This window comes from Nocardia xishanensis NBRC 101358 (assembly GCF_001613365.1).
Taxonomy (GTDB): domain Bacteria; phylum Actinomycetota; class Actinomycetes; order Mycobacteriales; family Mycobacteriaceae; genus Nocardia; species Nocardia xishanensis.
Map to the genome: position 1 here is coordinate 62418 of NZ_BDCF01000017.1, position 14035 is coordinate 76452.

25 protein-coding genes and 1 tRNA gene are annotated in these 14035 nt (G+C 63.0%); all 26 read left to right on the forward strand.

Annotated features, from left to right (window positions below; translation table 11 throughout):
• Positions 1–11: 11 nt before the first annotated feature.
• Positions 12–143 (forward strand): hypothetical protein, encoded by a 132-nt coding sequence (locus tag NX1_RS38425; RefSeq protein ID WP_281216547.1) that lies wholly within the window; start codon positions 12–14, stop codon positions 141–143.
• A 107-nt stretch (positions 144–250) separates the two neighbouring features.
• Positions 251–430 carry a hypothetical protein gene (locus NX1_RS36335; protein WP_157119793.1) on the forward strand — a complete coding sequence of 60 codons (180 nt, stop codon included), beginning with the start codon at positions 251–253 and terminating at the stop codon, positions 428–430.
• Complete coding sequence (locus NX1_RS16180; RefSeq protein WP_068059296.1) at positions 427–771, forward strand: hypothetical protein; 345 nt, start codon at positions 427–429, stop codon at positions 769–771. The genes NX1_RS36335 and NX1_RS16180 overlap by 4 nt, the downstream gene beginning before the upstream one ends.
• Entirely contained in the window at positions 755–916 is a 162-nt protein-coding gene (locus NX1_RS36340; RefSeq protein ID WP_157119794.1) for a hypothetical protein, read from the forward strand. The genes NX1_RS16180 and NX1_RS36340 overlap by 17 nt, the downstream gene beginning before the upstream one ends.
• Positions 917–1146: 230 nt before the next feature.
• Positions 1147–1326 carry a hypothetical protein gene (locus tag NX1_RS16185; RefSeq protein ID WP_068059299.1) on the forward strand — a complete coding sequence of 60 codons (180 nt, stop codon included), beginning with the start codon at positions 1147–1149 and terminating at the stop codon, positions 1324–1326.
• Complete coding sequence (locus tag NX1_RS16190; protein WP_084501473.1) at positions 1323–1721, forward strand: beta-sandwich lipoprotein; 399 nt, start codon at positions 1323–1325, stop codon at positions 1719–1721. The genes NX1_RS16185 and NX1_RS16190 overlap by 4 nt, the downstream gene beginning before the upstream one ends.
• A 72-nt stretch (positions 1722–1793) precedes the next feature.
• Positions 1794–2186, forward strand: a complete 393-nt coding sequence (locus tag NX1_RS16195; RefSeq protein WP_068059300.1) for a hypothetical protein — start codon at positions 1794–1796, stop codon at positions 2184–2186.
• The gene (locus NX1_RS16200) at positions 2179–2835 is read left to right on the forward strand and encodes a DUF7341 domain-containing protein (RefSeq protein ID WP_068059301.1); all 657 of its coding nucleotides are present in this window, start codon (positions 2179–2181) and stop codon (positions 2833–2835) included. Before NX1_RS16195 ends, NX1_RS16200 begins: the two co-directional genes overlap by 8 nt.
• A 364-nt stretch (positions 2836–3199) precedes the next feature.
• Positions 3200–4996, forward strand: a complete 1797-nt coding sequence (locus NX1_RS16205; RefSeq protein ID WP_245668525.1) for a TROVE domain-containing protein — start codon at positions 3200–3202, stop codon at positions 4994–4996.
• The gene (locus tag NX1_RS16210; protein WP_169812244.1) at positions 4984–5304 is read left to right on the forward strand and encodes a helix-turn-helix domain-containing protein; all 321 of its coding nucleotides are present in this window, start codon (positions 4984–4986) and stop codon (positions 5302–5304) included. The genes NX1_RS16205 and NX1_RS16210 overlap by 13 nt, the downstream gene beginning before the upstream one ends.
• Entirely contained in the window at positions 5285–5596 is a 312-nt protein-coding gene (locus tag NX1_RS16215) for a hypothetical protein (protein ID WP_068059311.1), read from the forward strand. The genes NX1_RS16210 and NX1_RS16215 overlap by 20 nt, the downstream gene beginning before the upstream one ends.
• On the forward strand, positions 5593–5910 hold the full coding sequence (locus tag NX1_RS16220) for a hypothetical protein (RefSeq protein WP_157119795.1): 318 nt from the start codon (positions 5593–5595) through the stop codon (positions 5908–5910). Before NX1_RS16215 ends, NX1_RS16220 begins: the two co-directional genes overlap by 4 nt.
• Positions 5907–6386: a hypothetical protein gene (locus NX1_RS16225; RefSeq protein WP_157119796.1), complete on the forward strand. Its 480-nt coding sequence runs from the start codon at positions 5907–5909 to the stop codon at positions 6384–6386. The genes NX1_RS16220 and NX1_RS16225 overlap by 4 nt, the downstream gene beginning before the upstream one ends.
• The gene (locus NX1_RS16230) at positions 6383–6685 is read left to right on the forward strand and encodes a cyclic-phosphate processing receiver domain-containing protein (protein ID WP_068059319.1); all 303 of its coding nucleotides are present in this window, start codon (positions 6383–6385) and stop codon (positions 6683–6685) included. Before NX1_RS16225 ends, NX1_RS16230 begins: the two co-directional genes overlap by 4 nt.
• Complete coding sequence (locus NX1_RS16235; RefSeq protein ID WP_157119797.1) at positions 6682–6876, forward strand: hypothetical protein; 195 nt, start codon at positions 6682–6684, stop codon at positions 6874–6876. Before NX1_RS16230 ends, NX1_RS16235 begins: the two co-directional genes overlap by 4 nt.
• A 16-nt stretch (positions 6877–6892) precedes the next feature.
• Positions 6893–7258: a hypothetical protein gene (locus tag NX1_RS16240; protein WP_068059325.1), complete on the forward strand. Its 366-nt coding sequence runs from the start codon at positions 6893–6895 to the stop codon at positions 7256–7258.
• On the forward strand, positions 7255–8001 hold the full coding sequence (locus NX1_RS16245; protein WP_068059329.1) for a metallophosphoesterase family protein: 747 nt from the start codon (positions 7255–7257) through the stop codon (positions 7999–8001). The genes NX1_RS16240 and NX1_RS16245 overlap by 4 nt, the downstream gene beginning before the upstream one ends.
• 123 nt (positions 8002–8124) lie before the next feature.
• Positions 8125–8700, forward strand: coding sequence for a hypothetical protein (locus NX1_RS16250; RefSeq protein ID WP_068059332.1), 576 nt, complete (start codon positions 8125–8127; stop codon positions 8698–8700).
• Between the two features lie 3 nt (positions 8701–8703).
• On the forward strand, positions 8704–9282 hold the full coding sequence (locus NX1_RS16255) for a hypothetical protein (protein ID WP_068059335.1): 579 nt from the start codon (positions 8704–8706) through the stop codon (positions 9280–9282).
• Positions 9279–9911, forward strand: a complete 633-nt coding sequence (locus NX1_RS16260; protein ID WP_084501476.1) for a pyrophosphohydrolase domain-containing protein — start codon at positions 9279–9281, stop codon at positions 9909–9911. The genes NX1_RS16255 and NX1_RS16260 overlap by 4 nt, the downstream gene beginning before the upstream one ends.
• A gap of 286 nt (positions 9912–10197) precedes the next feature.
• Positions 10198–10695, forward strand: a complete 498-nt coding sequence (locus tag NX1_RS35435) for a DNA N-6-adenine-methyltransferase (RefSeq protein ID WP_084501477.1) — start codon at positions 10198–10200, stop codon at positions 10693–10695.
• A complete protein-coding gene (locus NX1_RS16265; RefSeq protein ID WP_068059341.1) occupies positions 10692–11210 on the forward strand; it encodes a hypothetical protein in 519 nt (172 codons plus the stop codon). Before NX1_RS35435 ends, NX1_RS16265 begins: the two co-directional genes overlap by 4 nt.
• The gene (locus NX1_RS16270) at positions 11207–11464 is read left to right on the forward strand and encodes a hypothetical protein (RefSeq protein ID WP_157119799.1); all 258 of its coding nucleotides are present in this window, start codon (positions 11207–11209) and stop codon (positions 11462–11464) included. Before NX1_RS16265 ends, NX1_RS16270 begins: the two co-directional genes overlap by 4 nt.
• Positions 11461–12060 (forward strand): DUF6378 domain-containing protein, encoded by a 600-nt coding sequence (locus NX1_RS35440; RefSeq protein ID WP_084501478.1) that lies wholly within the window; start codon positions 11461–11463, stop codon positions 12058–12060. Before NX1_RS16270 ends, NX1_RS35440 begins: the two co-directional genes overlap by 4 nt.
• A 112-nt stretch (positions 12061–12172) precedes the next feature.
• Positions 12173–13558 carry a glycine--tRNA ligase gene (locus tag NX1_RS16280; RefSeq protein WP_068059346.1) on the forward strand — a complete coding sequence of 462 codons (1386 nt, stop codon included), beginning with the start codon at positions 12173–12175 and terminating at the stop codon, positions 13556–13558.
• A gap of 223 nt (positions 13559–13781) precedes the next feature.
• Positions 13782–13851, forward strand: a tRNA-OTHER gene (locus NX1_RS16285).
• Positions 13852–14035 lie beyond the last annotated feature (184 nt).

The window sequence follows — 14035 nt, forward strand, 5'->3', positions numbered from 1 at the left end:
AGGAGATGCTAATGAGCGTCGACAAATTCAATGAAGCAGACGAGCGAGACTATGACCCGCTCGACGAATTCTTGCCCTCGGTGAAAGGTCTCCCGTGGGTGGTGTATGAGGAGACCGAACCCGATGAACCGGACTGCAATTAGTGGTGTGGCGGTCGCTGTCCTGGTTGCTGCGTGGGCTGTGTGCGTTCGCTTTACTTTGGCTCAGCTGGTTCGCGCGGCCGAGAACATCGACGACACCGCAACAGGCGATGAGTAAACGCGTGGGCGTCGCCCAATACGTGTGCCTCTCCCACGGCTGCCCGCTGTGGACCGGACGTGAACTCACCAAAGAGGAAGTCCGCGCCCTCTCCCTCGCGCACGCCCTCCAACACCACACCCGGCCCATCGCACCCGCCGACCTCTTCGGCGAACAGGAGAACCCCGAATGATCGTCGCGATCAAACGCCAGTTCGACGCAATCAAAATGTACGGGAGTTGGGTAGATCTCGTGTGGCCGGTGGGCTGGATCGGCGTGGCCGCGTGGGCTTGGAGCGCCAGCCAGGGAGCGATTGCGTCGTACTCCGTCGGAATGTTCGTCTGGAACGTTGTGTTCGCGCTGCAACAGCTCAAAGTCCGCGCGCTGACCGACGAGAACGAACGCCTCCGGAGGCTGAACCAGCCGACGAACGTCTACAACATCACAACCGGGAATCCGCTCGACACCTCGGAAGCGGTCCGGCAGGCAGCGCGTTTGCAGCACATGGAATTCCGGCATGACCGCCGACGATGATGACGACACCTATGTGCCGCGCTACCAGGTGGACAAGATCACGGTTAAGCCCGGCCAGCTCGCGAAGATGGCGGCCAGCGGTGCCGTACCCAGCCCCGAACTGCGGGCCGCGATCGAACGCGCGAGACAACGCCGTCATGGATGACTACGACGACATCCCCGACTGGCTCGACGCTGACGACTGCTGCATCGCCTGCGGACACTTTTGGACGGACTGCACATGCCCCTGATGCCGTGGCGACGCAACCGCGAACACCGCACCAAACCGCGCCAGTTCTACGACAACGGCTCACCCTGCACCGCCCAGTTCTGCCGCGCCTACGACGAATGCCCCTGCCTGGATGCCACACGCCAGGACGAACAACGGAGAGAACGTTGAGCGAGACCGAGAAGTACGCCCGCGGCGGCATCATCCGAGGCGGCGCGCCGATCAAGCTGTCTGAACGGCTCGGCATCGGAATCGACGGCGTATGCATCTACGCCGCACCAGAACCCGTCCTCACTCCTGAAGAGATGGGGCGCATCGTCAACGAACCTGCTCAGGAGGACGAATGAAGAACACCAAGTGGCTGCGGGTCGCGGCTGCGATGGCCGGTATCACGCTCGCCGCTAGCCTGATGGCGGGCTGCTCGTCCGACGCCGACGTAGCCAACGAAAACATCAAGAAGGCCGCCGAACAGTTCGAGATCAGCCGCCGGATCGTCGCCATCAACGGTGTCACCGACAAGTACCTGCTGGTTGTCGAGGGCAGGTGTTCCATCGAGTGGCCGGACAGTCGCGCTGACATCATCTGCAAGCTCGACGACGGCTCCTACATCAAGCACACGGTGCACCTGTCCGACAACGTGACCGTGATGTCTGAGCAAACCAACGGCACGCAGGTCTCCACCGACCACTACCGGGTTGTCTTCAAACCTGAAGTGCTGCTGCCCAACGTCGACCGGCCGTGACCTTGACGAATGCACCCTGAGCTGCCAGTTGCGATGTGTGCGCGAAAACCATCAACACGACGGAGATGAGCAATGAACGGCGTGCGCCAGATCTATCGGGGACGCATACATGAAGCCCCATGCGGCGAACATGACGACGCCCTATTCCTCGCCGATATCGATGTTCCCTTAGCTGAGCGCATCGAAGACGGGCTAGACCAGTGGGGACGGTTCGCGACAGTCCGCTACTGGATCACCGACACCGAACGGTGCGCCGAAGAACTGACCGACAACCTCGCCAAGATCGCAGTCGGCGCCATCGATGCCGACTACACCCACTGCTACTCCGAGTACACCGGATACCTGTGGACCGACGAGGAATTGAACGTCGGCGGCCACGACCTCCTAGACGAGCTGCGCACGCATCTCGGGCGGTTCGCTCACATCGAGTTCGAGTACTGCGTGGAGGCACCCAACCTTGAGTGAAGCGACCCCTGAGCTAGTCGCGGGCGCGCACACCGCCTTTGTCGACGCTGTCCATGCGCTCATCGGCCTGCGCCCCGACACCATCACCCGCGACGACGGAACCACCACCATCGTCCTCGACAGCCTCTACGCCGAACTCCTCGAAGCCCGACACGGCGAACAACGCAGCGACCCAACCGCCGGCACCGTCTACAAATCCCGGCCGCCCTTGTGGATCGACGCCGCGAGCCTGCTGCATCAGATCGACCGCACCGTAGCCGGATGGTGGCGTCACCTGCCCGCGGACGACCACGGCCTGCCCGCCACCGTGCGACGTTTGCATGCCCTCGTCGACCACGATTGGCGCCCGCAGGATGTGGGGGAGTTGCGGCGGATGACACGCACCGTCGAAGACTGGGTGCAGCGCGTGAAAACGCTGCTGCCCGAGGAAGTCACACACACGTGGGAGTTGCGAGCTGCCTGCCCGGCTTGCGGTGAAACCACCCTGCATGTTGACGACGGCAGCGGGGAGCTGGTGCGGCGGGCGGTGTTGCAGGCCAACCAATCCGGTGCGCACTGCCTCGCCTGCACAACCACGTGGGCGCCTGAATACTTCGCGATCCTCGCTCGAACGATCGGCGCGGGCCTCCCGGAAGGCGTGCTCGAATAACGCTGTTGCATCCAGTGAATGCGATGTGTTACAGTGAATGAAAGCATCGGATCCCGGTGCGAACGCAGACGGTTACTTCTCATTCTGGTTGATAAAGACACCGACTGCGGTCATGTTCTCGGGAGACAACTTCACAGGGGCGCTGGTCCGTAGGAGTGGGTTACTTCGCATTGGGAGCGCGTAGAGCGGGTTCAACTCCCGCCATCTCGCCATAGCGCGAGATGTGGTGTAACGGCAGCACTCGTACACGTCACCTACACCGTCTTGTTGTCAGCGCCCTACTGTGACTGCCTCCCAAGGGCATCCGGGAAACCGGGGAGAACTTCACAAGGTGCTGATCCGTAGAAGTGGGTTACTTCTTTGGTTGAAACTCGCAGTGCTCCTGCGAGCTAGCGGTTCAAACCCGCACGTCACCCACCTCGCCTTGTTGACAGCACCGCTTGAAGCCTCCCAGCGCAATCCAGGAACCCGTTGGGAGGCATTTCTTATGGCCCGCTTCAATACCCCCGCCAAGGCACGCCCAGTCGCTGTCGGACCGATCCGCACCAAGAGCAAGAAGACCACCACCCACGAGGGTGCGGACGGATTCTTGCGCGACGCACGCTCCGAACTGCTTCTTTTGGCAGTCTCAAATTTCGTAGGCACCGACTCCTTCTATGAGTCCGCTGCCGTCCGTGACGGTCGCTACCAGAAGCTCGTGCGGAAGATGGCCGTCAAAGACGGCGACTGGACCGCCCAGCTCCTCGCGTGGCTCCGCGGCCCCGAAGCCAACATGCGCACCGCATCGCTCGTCGGCGCCGCCGAATACGTGAAAGCCCGCCTCGACGCCGGCATCACAGGCAACAACCGGCACGTCATCTCGTCCGTTCTTCAGCGCGCCGACGAGCCGGGGGAGATGCTGGCCTACTGGGCCTCGAAGTACGGCTGGCCGGGAGGGCGCACACCCCACGAGAGCGGTAAGATGCCGACCGCGCCGGTGCTCCCGCAGCCGGTCAAGCGAGGCGTTGCAGACGCGGCGGTCAGGCTGTTTTCGGAACGGTCGCTGTTGAAGTACGACACCGCATCCCACGGCTTCCGGTTCGGCGACGTCATCGACCTCACTCACCCCGAGCCCAAAGCTGACTGGCAGTCCGACTTGTTCCGGCATGCCCTCGATCGCCGACACAACCGGGGCGAGAACATCCCCGACGCGCTGAACATGTTGGTGAAGAACCGGAACGTCCGCAACTGGACACCGGAGGAGATCGTGAAGCGCGCGAATTACACCGGTGACGAACTGACGCCATTGTCGGAGGTGCTCGCGCAGTCCGGCATGACATGGGAAGACGTTCCGTCGTTGGTGAACGGACCGTGGACGAAGGAACTGTGGGAAGCCATCATCCCGTCCATGGGCTACATGGCGCTGCTGCGTAACCTCCGCAACTTCGATCAGGCGGGCGTGTCCGACAAGGTGGCGGCGCAGGTGATCGCGAAACTCGCCGACCCCGAGCAGGTTGCGCGGTCGCGGCAGCTGCCGATGCGGTTCCTGTCCGCGTACAAGGCGGCGCCGTCGCTGCGGTGGGCGTACCCGCTGGAGCAGGCGTTGGATCACTCGCTCAGCAACATTCCGAAGCTCGCGGGCCGCACCCTGATCCTCGTGGACACCTCGTCGTCGATGGACGCTGGCTTCAGCAAGGACGGGACGCTCATGCGGTGGGATGCCGCGGCGCTGTTCGGGATCGCGTTGGCGTCGCGTTGCGCGGACGCGGACGTGGTGTCGTTCTCGTCGACTGCCATCTACTGGGGTGACCCTGTCGGCGCGAGGACGAAGGTGTTCGACCGCCCGCGTGGTGAGTCGCTGCTGAAGTCGCTGGACCGTTGGAAGTCGGGTGGCTGGTTCCTCGGCGGCGGTACAGCCACCCGAGAAGCCGTGCAGAAGCATTTCGCGAACCACGACCGTGTCGTCATCCTCACCGACGAACAGGCGGGCGGCACAGGGAATCCTGGCGCGGCAATCCCCAAGCAGACGCCGCTGTACACATGGAACCTCGCCGGATACCGAGCGAGTCATGCGGAGTCCGGTCCGTTCAGGCACACGTTCGGCGGGTTGAATGACAGCGGCTTCCGCCTGATTCCGTTGTTGGAATCCGGGCGCAACGGCACGTGGCCGTGGATCTCCTGAACCTGGTTTCGGGTCTGCTGGGGTGGAGGAGAGCGCAGGCGGCTGGTCGTGCGCTCTCCGCCCAGCTGGCGGCCAACCGGAACGCATTCAAAGCCGACCTCGTTCGGGCGCGTGAGGACGCTGGACTGAGCCGTGAGGACGTCGCCGAACGGCTTGGTGTCAGCGTCGAGCACATCGCCCGGTTCGAGGATCCGAAAGCCAACCCGCGACTGCAAATGATCTGTTCCTACGCGCATGCGATCGGCGCGATCGTGGCGTTCGATGTCCGACCGTTCGAAGGGGATAAGGTTGCGAAACAAGCTGGGTGACTGGTGGTTCTACGCCCATCAGCGCGGAGTGTTCATGCACTGCAAAGGCATGTTCTGGACCTGCTTTGCCGACAACATCGCCGCTGCTGTTCTGCGGCGGGAACTCACATGGGCGGACCCAACCGTTCGCTGGCACTCCCGCACCGCGGATCGTGTCGGGCTCCGATACGCCGAGAGCGAGCAGGAACGCGCCGAATGGGCCGCCGCTGCTGCGGAATTCGACGCCCGCCTGGACGCCCGCGTCGCGCGCGCCCGCTCGATCCGGAGGCTCGGATGGGGAAGCGGTCGATGAAGACACTCGCTGACCTGTACCGCCTGCACGTCGGCGACGAAGTCGTGTTGAAGCTGCATGACGGTTGCCCCGGTTACACAGGTGCCGATCACCTGGCGGCGGGTGACGGCATGCCCATCCAGCACGAATGGGGAAGTGCGGAGGAGGCAGAGTTCGTCTGCTTCGAACGCATCAACGCATGCGCTCTCTCGATATGGCGAGAGGGCCGCTGCATCGACTGGATGTGGTTGAACAACGGCGACTCACTACCCGTGAGGTGCCGCCCTGGAGGCACCCTGAAGGTGCGTGTCAGCCAGAGAGGAAGGTGGGCATGAGCGGCAACGAAGTTCTCGTGATTCTCCCGCCGATCAGCGACGACGATGTGTCGACCTCGCTGCGGGCACTCACACGCGCGATCGCCAACGCCACCAGACAGGTACTTTGGGGCGGCCTCGGTGGAGATGACGGGTACGGGCTCGCCCACGAGACAGACGTTTTCGTGATGCGCCCCTTCTACTGGGGTGACTGCGACTGCGGGCACATGGACCGCATCAACAACCGCTGGTACGACCTCGACTTGGACAATCACCCTGGCGGATGTGACTGCGAACAGTGCGCCGCCTACAGCGAATGGGTCAACAAGCAAGGCAGGTGCCTGCCGACGTGCTCGACCGAGCTGCCGAACTTCCTGTACAAGCCGACCGGCGCGCGGGTCGAGTGGTACAAGTGGATCGGCCGTGACATGGAGATCAAAGGCGACCTGCCCGCGGACTTCCTCACCCATTGCCTCCAGTCCCTGGAGGGTGCGTGAAGCTCTTCGTTGATGACGAGCGGCCCGCGCCCGACGGCTGGGTGCGTGTTGAGACCAGCGCCGAAGCGCTCTCGATCCTCAGCGCCTACCGCTTGGATGGGCACACCGTCGAAGCCATCTCCCTCGACCACGATTTGGGCGGCGACGACACCACACGCCCGGTCATGCTCTGGATGTGTGAACACGATTGGTGGCCGCTGCGGCTCACCATTCATAGCGCGAATCCGGTTGGCCGCGACCACCTGGCTGGCATGGCCCGCCGCTACGCGCCCGACTGGGTGAAGGTGGACAGCCGGTGAGTGCCGAAGACATGGTGATTGTGGTGACCGAACTCGACACGGCGCACTCGATCCGCAACGCGCTCTCCCGTCTCGGCTGCACGTTCGAAGACCTCCACGAAATGCACCGGACAGGCGACTACGCCACTCTGAAACACCGTCTCGCATGGATCGCGATCGGCCCTACTACGACGACCGCGAACACTACCTGAAGCTCCTGGAGAACGAATGACCCTGTTCGTCCGCTACATCGAAAACAACGACCACGAAGGCGAACGGTGGGTGTTCTGGCTTCAGAAGGACGGTAACGAAGCCGCCCTCGCCGAGCTGGAACAAATCCTTGAGACCGCCGAAGCCGAAGCGACCGCCGCAGAAGGCTACTACGAGATGCCCTACCAGATCCCAGCCGACATCGAGCCCGAAGCAGTCGTGGACAAACTGGTCGAGTACGCGGAGGGCGGGTACATGGATGGCCACAACAAGGTACGCGGCAAACTCGATCTAACTCGACTGCGTGGGCGATCTTGGGAAGGCGCCTTCGACACCTTGTACAAGGGCGGTATCCGCAACATGTTCAAGGACGACACCGAGTGACCGCCTGGGAAGACCTCGCGCCGACCCGGCTGGCGATCGCGGGCGATTGGCATGGCAACCAGTTCCATGCGGTTCGCGCAATTGAGTACGCGGCTGAGCAGGGCGCTGACGTCATCGTGCACGTCGGCGACTTCGCTTACGACTTCAAACCGAAGTTCATGGCAGCAGTTCAGCGCGCGCTCGAAGACGCTGGGCTCGTTCTCGGGTTCGTGCCAGGCAATCATGAGAACTGGACCTACCTCGACACCCGCGAGCAAGAACACGGCTGCACTGCGATCCCGCTGCGCCCCAACATCTTCTACCTACCTCGCTGCTACCGATGGACTTGGGGCGGTGTCTCGTTCCTCGCGCTTGGTGGTGCGCACTCCGTCGACCGGCCATGGCGCGTACCCGGCAAGTCTTGGTGGCGGCGGGAGACGATTACGCAGGCCGAAGCCGACCGTGCGATAGCCGGGGGAGCGGCCGACGTGATGATCTGCCACGACGTGCCCTCGGGCGTCCGTATCCCGTGCATTGAGAGCAACCCGCTCGGCTTCCCGCAAGCGGAGATCTACGCGGCTGACGTGCACCGCGCGCGCCTGCGTGAGGTCGTCGACGTTGTTCAACCGCGGCGCCTTTTCGCCGGCCACTACCACTGCCGTCTGACCGCTGAGCTCGACTGCGGCAGCTACCGGACACAGGTCGACATCCTCGCCGACGACTCGGCGCCACTCGCCGACAACACCACGCTCGTTGACATTTGATCGAATGTATTGAATCTCATCGTTTGAATGAGATAACCTGGAGGCATGAACCTCGCCTCCTCGAACAGGTCTGTTCGTCCTCGGGGGGGGATTCCCGATCGCGATGACTTCTGAGGTGGCCTGATGTTCAAAGCCGTTCGCATTCCATGGGTCGGTTGGTCGGTGCACATCCAAACGTGGTACCCGGAGTTCGACCAAGGTCCGCGCTGGGCTACCGGCCGCGGGCGCTGCCGTGAGCGGGTGTTCGCGATGCCGTTCTTCGGTTGGGACGTCACCTTCTACGGGCGCGGCAAGTCGTACCGGGAGCTGGTCGGGTTCGACCTGCCTATCGACTGGATACTGGACGAGTTCGATGACTCCTTCAACGATCTGGCTATCGCCTCGCTCCGCTACCACATGGACTACTCGGTCGCATTGTGCAGCGATGAGCGCCGAGCCAAGTACACCGATCTCATCGAGCGCCTGACCGAGCCACGCCCACGGTTCACCGAAGAAGAGCTGGCGATCCTGGAGCCGCCCGGCTGGACGTGGGAAGACGACTTCGAGCCGCACCCTGATGGTGGCGCGCTGATGAAGCCGACACCTCCCGAGAAGCAAGCGGTGTACGAAGCGCATCGGCTCCGGGAAGACGCGTACCTCGAACGCATCCGCCAAGCACGACACGACTTCGTCGACATCATGCCCGAGCTGTGGAGCTGAACCATGACAACTATCGATCCGTGGGCGCCGCCTGAGCAGGGAGAGGACGAAGACTATGTCGACTACCTCGGGCGCAAAGCCGACCTTTACTACGAGAGCCCGCCGCCTGCACCACCTGGCTTCCGGTTGATCGAATGCACTGCCGAGCCGCGGCACTGGCCTCGATACGAGTTCATTGACCACGACTTCTACGGCAGCTCATGCCCGGACTGCGGAGCAGACCTTTACCACCGCGAGCTGCGGGAGTTGAAGCGCCGCTACCACCGCCTCCAGCATCCGATCCGAGGCAGGATCGCAAGCCGCGGATTGGGTTACCTCCAACTGTTGGGCGTGATCGCAGGCTACGGCTCACGGTGGGGCGGGGACGCGGGTTGCAAATGGTGCCTGACTGGGATCCGCATCCGCGGCAAGCGTTCCTACATCTTGGGTTGGCCGACGTGGAAGTGGGCGTGCCTGTTCCAGCGCCGCCACTGGCCTGGCGAGGAAGCCTATTTCGGGTTGTGCGGCAAATGCCTGCCCTGCCCCGACTGCGGAACAACGAAATGGGACCACGAGTGCACTGGAACTGAGGCGGCGGCATGAATCTGTGGGATGACGTGGCGGCTTTTTCCCGTGCGTGCGGTGTGCGGATGCTGACCAAACCTGGATGGGTGCCAGACGACGAGTTGCAGCTCGCCTTACGACTCGTACGGGAAGAACTGACCGAACTCGACACCGCCCTCCAAGAACGCGACCTCGTGGAGGTTGCTGACGCAATCGCGGACAGCTTGTACGTCCTCGCTGGTCTCGCTCTCCGCACGGGCCTCGCACGCACGTACATCGTCGACATGATCAAAGACCTGTCGTACTCCACGCTCATGACCATCAGCGGACATGTCGGATTCGCGACGCTCACCGACGACGAAATCGACGAAATCCGCCGCGACCTCGAAACCCAACACGAGCGCATCACTGCCGCGGTCGACGCCCGCAACCTCATTGAACTGGACGCCGCCACACACCAAACCATGCACGCGGTCGCGGGCATCGGATACGTGATGTGCCTGCCCATGAAAGCGGTCTGGGATGCCGTCCAGTCCTCGAACATGAGCAAGGTCGTTGACGGCAAGGTGATCCGCGATGAAGGCGGCAAGATACTCAAACCATCGACCTTCGTGCGCCCCGACATCGCTGGTGTTCTCGCACGCCACGGATGGACGGAGGCGGCGTGAAGACGCATCCGTCGCTGGGTTGGTGCCAGTCCTGCGGTAAGCAGGCGTTCAGCGGTCGGAAGGCAGCGAAGGCTGCTTGCCGGCGCCGGTTTCCGAATGAACGGATGCAGGGCTACCGGTGCCCTGTACGTGAAGGTGCTTGGCATGCTGGGCATCTCGCGGATGAAGTGCGGTCGGGTGAGGTGTCCCGCGCCGAGTTCTACGGTCCGCGTGGGGTTGGTCGTGTACGGGAGATGCAGGGCACTCGGCGCCCGCTGAGGAGGGCAGTGGCGTGAGCGGGCGAGGGATGGGGAGTCATCATTCGGCGCGAGCCGGGTCGGATGTGTGGTTGACGCCGCCCGGTGTCGTCACCGCGCTTGGCGCTTTCGATCTGGACCCCTGTGCGGCGGAACCTCGACCGTGGGACACCGCCCGTCGACACATCGCGCCGCCTGACGACGGGCTCGCAGCCACATGGGAGGGGCGTGTGTTTCTGAATCCGCCCTATTCGAACCTTACGGACTGGCTTGGCAAGCTTGCCGACCACGGCCGCGGAACCGCTCTGATCTTTGCGCGCACCGAAACCCGATGGTTCGTTGACCTGGTGTGGCAGCGGGCGAGTGCAGTGATGTTCCTGCATGGGCGACTCCACTTCCATCTGCCTGATGGTTCCAGGGCGCGGGGCAACGCGGGCGCCCCAAGTTGCCTTGTCGCCTATGGCGATGGTGACGCCCTTCGGCTGGCGGGGTCGGGGCTGGCGGGAACTTTCGTGAATCTCGGCAACAGTAGTTTGGAGGCGGCATGAGCGGTGACTTCGTGAAGGTCGATATCGTGCTGCCGCTCCCGCTGGATGTGGCCGCGACCCTGATCAATTTGATCGGCACCGCTTATCCCGGCGCTCAGATGGATGCGTCCGGTGGCCGGGATGGTTGGGGGCGTGAGGTGATGAGGATGCAGATCCCTAGCGCTGAACGCTATGCGAGTGCCGCGGCGCGTGACGAGATCCAGGCGGCGAAGCGGGTTGTTGAGGACGAGCGAGAGACGATGCTTGCGAGCGTCCGCGACGGTATCGCCGTGTCGACGCCGGAGGAGATCCAGCACCAGTTGGGGTACTTGTGTTCCCGGTTCTTCCTCGACAACCCGGCCGCCGTCAACTATGTGGAGGTCGAGATGGACGTCCAGAACCGCGACACCCGCGAGCGATTCGTGCTCACGGTCCGGCGGGCGGAGGGTAAGACCCCGCATGCGTTGCGGAAGGAAGCCGAAGCAGAGGTGGAGCGGCTGCGTGCCCGCCTTGCAGAACTGGAGGCGGCAGCGTGAGCGTCATGTACTTCCGGGAACATCGTGCCGAAGACGGTTCGATCGCTATCGAGTGCGTCAACCCGTTGCCGCGGATCCCGGTCACGGAAGAGTTCTTGCGGGACTCTGATCCGGGCTTCCTCACCCGCGACGGCGACACCTTCACGTTGCACTGCATGAACGGCACATGGACCTACCAAATCCTCGAACCAACGTCGCGGCGCCCGGATTCGCGGACGCTGACCGCGGTTCTCATCGAAAGCGAGGCAGCATGACCAGCATCGTGAAAGCTGTGCAAACCTGCTACGCAATCCCGTCAACGTGGGACGTGTGGACCGAGGCGGGCGAGTACCTGCACTTGAAGTACCGGAGCGGGTTGGCGAAGGTGTTCGTCGGTTCAGAGGACGGCCCGCTGGAGATGGAAAGCGCTATCCGCATCGGCAACCGGTTCGACGGCCTCATCACCATCGAAGCATTCTGCGAGGCAATAGGATTGACGTTGGCGTTGCAGGAACCGTACGTGCCGCTGCCGGATCCCAACGAGGGCCACGACGATCACGATGGCGAAGATCCGTCGTGGGCCGTGAAGACGGAGCGACCTGTCCGCGCGGAGGTGTTGCAGGAAGCGGAAGCGCTGGTGTGCGGCGATCGAGATGAGCAGTACGGTTCGCCGCGGGACAACCTCCAGCGGATAGCGAACTACTGGAACGATTACCTCTTCGACGTAGTCCACCCGGAAAACCAGCTCACACCACGTGACGTCGCCCTGATGATGGTGCTGCTGAAGGTCGCGCGCGAGGCCGCGGGACACAAGCGCGACTCGTGCGTGGACGGCGCCGGATACTTCTCGCTGGCCGCTGAAGTGGCGTAATCGGCGGTATGCCCGAGGTCGGGGCGGGGACCGGTTAGGTCGATCAATCGTCGTACGGATAGGGTTGGTGGCTGTTGTCCATTCCCCGCCAGCCCTGGACAGGAGACCAGTAGTGGGTAAGCAGTCCCGTGTCGATACCGTCGCCAACCTCGCAAAACGTCGAGGAATCGTCTACCAATGCGGCGAAATCTATGGCGGCACCAAGTCGGCATGGGACTACGGTCCGCTCGGCGTCGAGCTGAAGGAGAACATCAAGCGGCAGTGGTGGCGGTCCATGGTCACCGGCCGCGAAGATGTCGTCGGCTTGGACTCGTCGGTGATCCTGCCGCGCCAGGTGTGGCATGCATCCGGCCACGTCGAGACGTTCTCTGACCCGCTGGTGGAGTCGCTACACACCCACAAGCGATACAGGGCCGATCACCTGCTGGAGGCGTACGAAGCCAAGCACGGGCACCCGCCGGCCAACGGTCTCGCCGACATCCGTGACCCTGAGACGGGGCAGCCTGGCGCGTGGACGGAGCCGCGGAACTTCTCCGGCCTGCTCAAGACCTTCCTCGGTCCGGTGGATGACGAAGAAGGCTTGCACTATCTCCGCCCGGAGACGGCGCAGGGCATCTTCGTCAACTACAAGAACGTCGAGACCACCGCGCGCAAGAAGCCGCCGTTCGGCATCGCCCAGATCGGCAAGAGCTTCCGCAACGAGATCACGCCGGGCAACTTCATCTTCCGCACCCGCGAGTTCGAGCAGATGGAGATGGAGTTCTTCGTCAAGCCGGGCGAGGACGAGCAGTGGCACCAGTACTGGATCGACACCCGCATGGCCTGGTACACCGAACTGGGTATCGACCCGGAGAATCTGCGACTGTTCGAGCATCCGAAGGACAAGCTGTCGCATTATTCGACGCGGACTGTGGACATCGAGTACCGGTTCGGGTTCCAGGGCAGCGAGTGGGGTGAGTTGGAAGGTGTCGCCAACCGCACTGACTTCGACCTGAAGACGCATTCGGAGCACTCGGGTACCGAACTCAGCTACTTCGACCAGGCCACCAACGAGCGCTACATCCCGTACGTCATCGAGCCCGCGGCCGGTCTGACTCGTTCGCTGATGGCGTTCCTGGTGGACGCGTACACGGAGGATGAGGCGCCGAACGCGAAGGGTGTGATGGAGTCGCGGACCGTGCTGCGCCTGGACCACAGGCTTGCGCCGGTGAAGGTGGCGGTGCTGCCGCTGTCCCGTAACGCTGATCTGACTCCGAAGGCGAAGGATCTCGCGGCCCAGCTGCGGAAGCACTGGAATGTGGAGTTTGATGATGCGGGTGGTGTCGGTCGTCGTTACCGCCGTCAGGATGAGATCGGTACACCGTTCTGTGTGACGGTCGATTTCGATTCGCTGGACGATCAGGCGGTGACCATCCGGGAGCGGGACTCGATGGCGCAGGAGCGTGTCGGGTTGGACCAGGTGGAAGCGTATTTGGCGACGCGGCTGCTGGGCTGCTGAGCCCGTAATCACTCGCGTGTGGTGAAAAACACATTAAGTAGTGAATCGGCAGGTCATCGCACTGTTCACGTCAATTCGTGACGCGTGAAAGCGGTTTTCGGGCGGCTGAAGCTGGATATCGTCTGGTATAGTCCGCCTCGCGGTACCCCCATGCCCAAAATCAGTCGGCGCTCCGACTGCATTGGTGGCCGTGGGTGTCTAGCTGTAGAACTTCATAACGGTCTCCTCGATAGCTCAGTGGTAGAGCGCCCGATAGAAAGGGACGGTCCCGCGTTCAATTCGCGGTCGAGGAACAAAGCGCAGGCTAGCTACCTGCGCTGGTGGTGACAGAGGGAGCGGCTATCTGCGTGATCGGGCCGCGAATGTGTGCGATGTCGGGAACCCGACGGGCAAGTGCCTGAGGGGAAGCCTTAGCCGGCGGAAGCCGATGCCTCAGCGGGCAACTCGCAGCACCGGGTACATAAGCCTTACGGTCCG

Excerpts from the sequence above, each read along its gene's own strand:
- NX1_RS38425 (WP_281216547.1), top strand. The coding sequence starts at position 12 with ATGAGCGTCGACAAATTCAATGAAGCAGACGAGCGAGACTATGACCCG.
- NX1_RS36335 (WP_157119793.1), top strand. The coding sequence starts at position 251 with ATGAGTAAACGCGTGGGCGTCGCCCAATACGTGTGCCTCTCCCACGGC.
- NX1_RS16180 (WP_068059296.1), top strand. The coding sequence starts at position 427 with ATGATCGTCGCGATCAAACGCCAGTTCGACGCAATCAAAATGTACGGG.
- NX1_RS36340 (WP_157119794.1), top strand. The coding sequence starts at position 755 with ATGACCGCCGACGATGATGACGACACCTATGTGCCGCGCTACCAGGTG.
- NX1_RS16190 (WP_084501473.1), top strand. The coding sequence starts at position 1,323 with ATGAAGAACACCAAGTGGCTGCGGGTCGCGGCTGCGATGGCCGGTATC.
- NX1_RS16195 (WP_068059300.1), top strand. The coding sequence starts at position 1,794 with ATGAACGGCGTGCGCCAGATCTATCGGGGACGCATACATGAAGCCCCA.
- NX1_RS16220 (WP_157119795.1), top strand. The coding sequence starts at position 5,593 with ATGAAGACACTCGCTGACCTGTACCGCCTGCACGTCGGCGACGAAGTC.
- NX1_RS16225 (WP_157119796.1), top strand. The coding sequence starts at position 5,907 with ATGAGCGGCAACGAAGTTCTCGTGATTCTCCCGCCGATCAGCGACGAC.
- NX1_RS16240 (WP_068059325.1), top strand. The coding sequence starts at position 6,893 with ATGACCCTGTTCGTCCGCTACATCGAAAACAACGACCACGAAGGCGAA.
- NX1_RS16250 (WP_068059332.1), top strand. The coding sequence starts at position 8,125 with ATGTTCAAAGCCGTTCGCATTCCATGGGTCGGTTGGTCGGTGCACATC.
- NX1_RS16255 (WP_068059335.1), top strand. The coding sequence starts at position 8,704 with ATGACAACTATCGATCCGTGGGCGCCGCCTGAGCAGGGAGAGGACGAA.
- NX1_RS16260 (WP_084501476.1), top strand. The coding sequence starts at position 9,279 with ATGAATCTGTGGGATGACGTGGCGGCTTTTTCCCGTGCGTGCGGTGTG.
- NX1_RS35435 (WP_084501477.1), top strand. The coding sequence starts at position 10,198 with ATGGGGAGTCATCATTCGGCGCGAGCCGGGTCGGATGTGTGGTTGACG.
- NX1_RS16265 (WP_068059341.1), top strand. The coding sequence starts at position 10,692 with ATGAGCGGTGACTTCGTGAAGGTCGATATCGTGCTGCCGCTCCCGCTG.
- NX1_RS35440 (WP_084501478.1), top strand. The coding sequence starts at position 11,461 with ATGACCAGCATCGTGAAAGCTGTGCAAACCTGCTACGCAATCCCGTCA.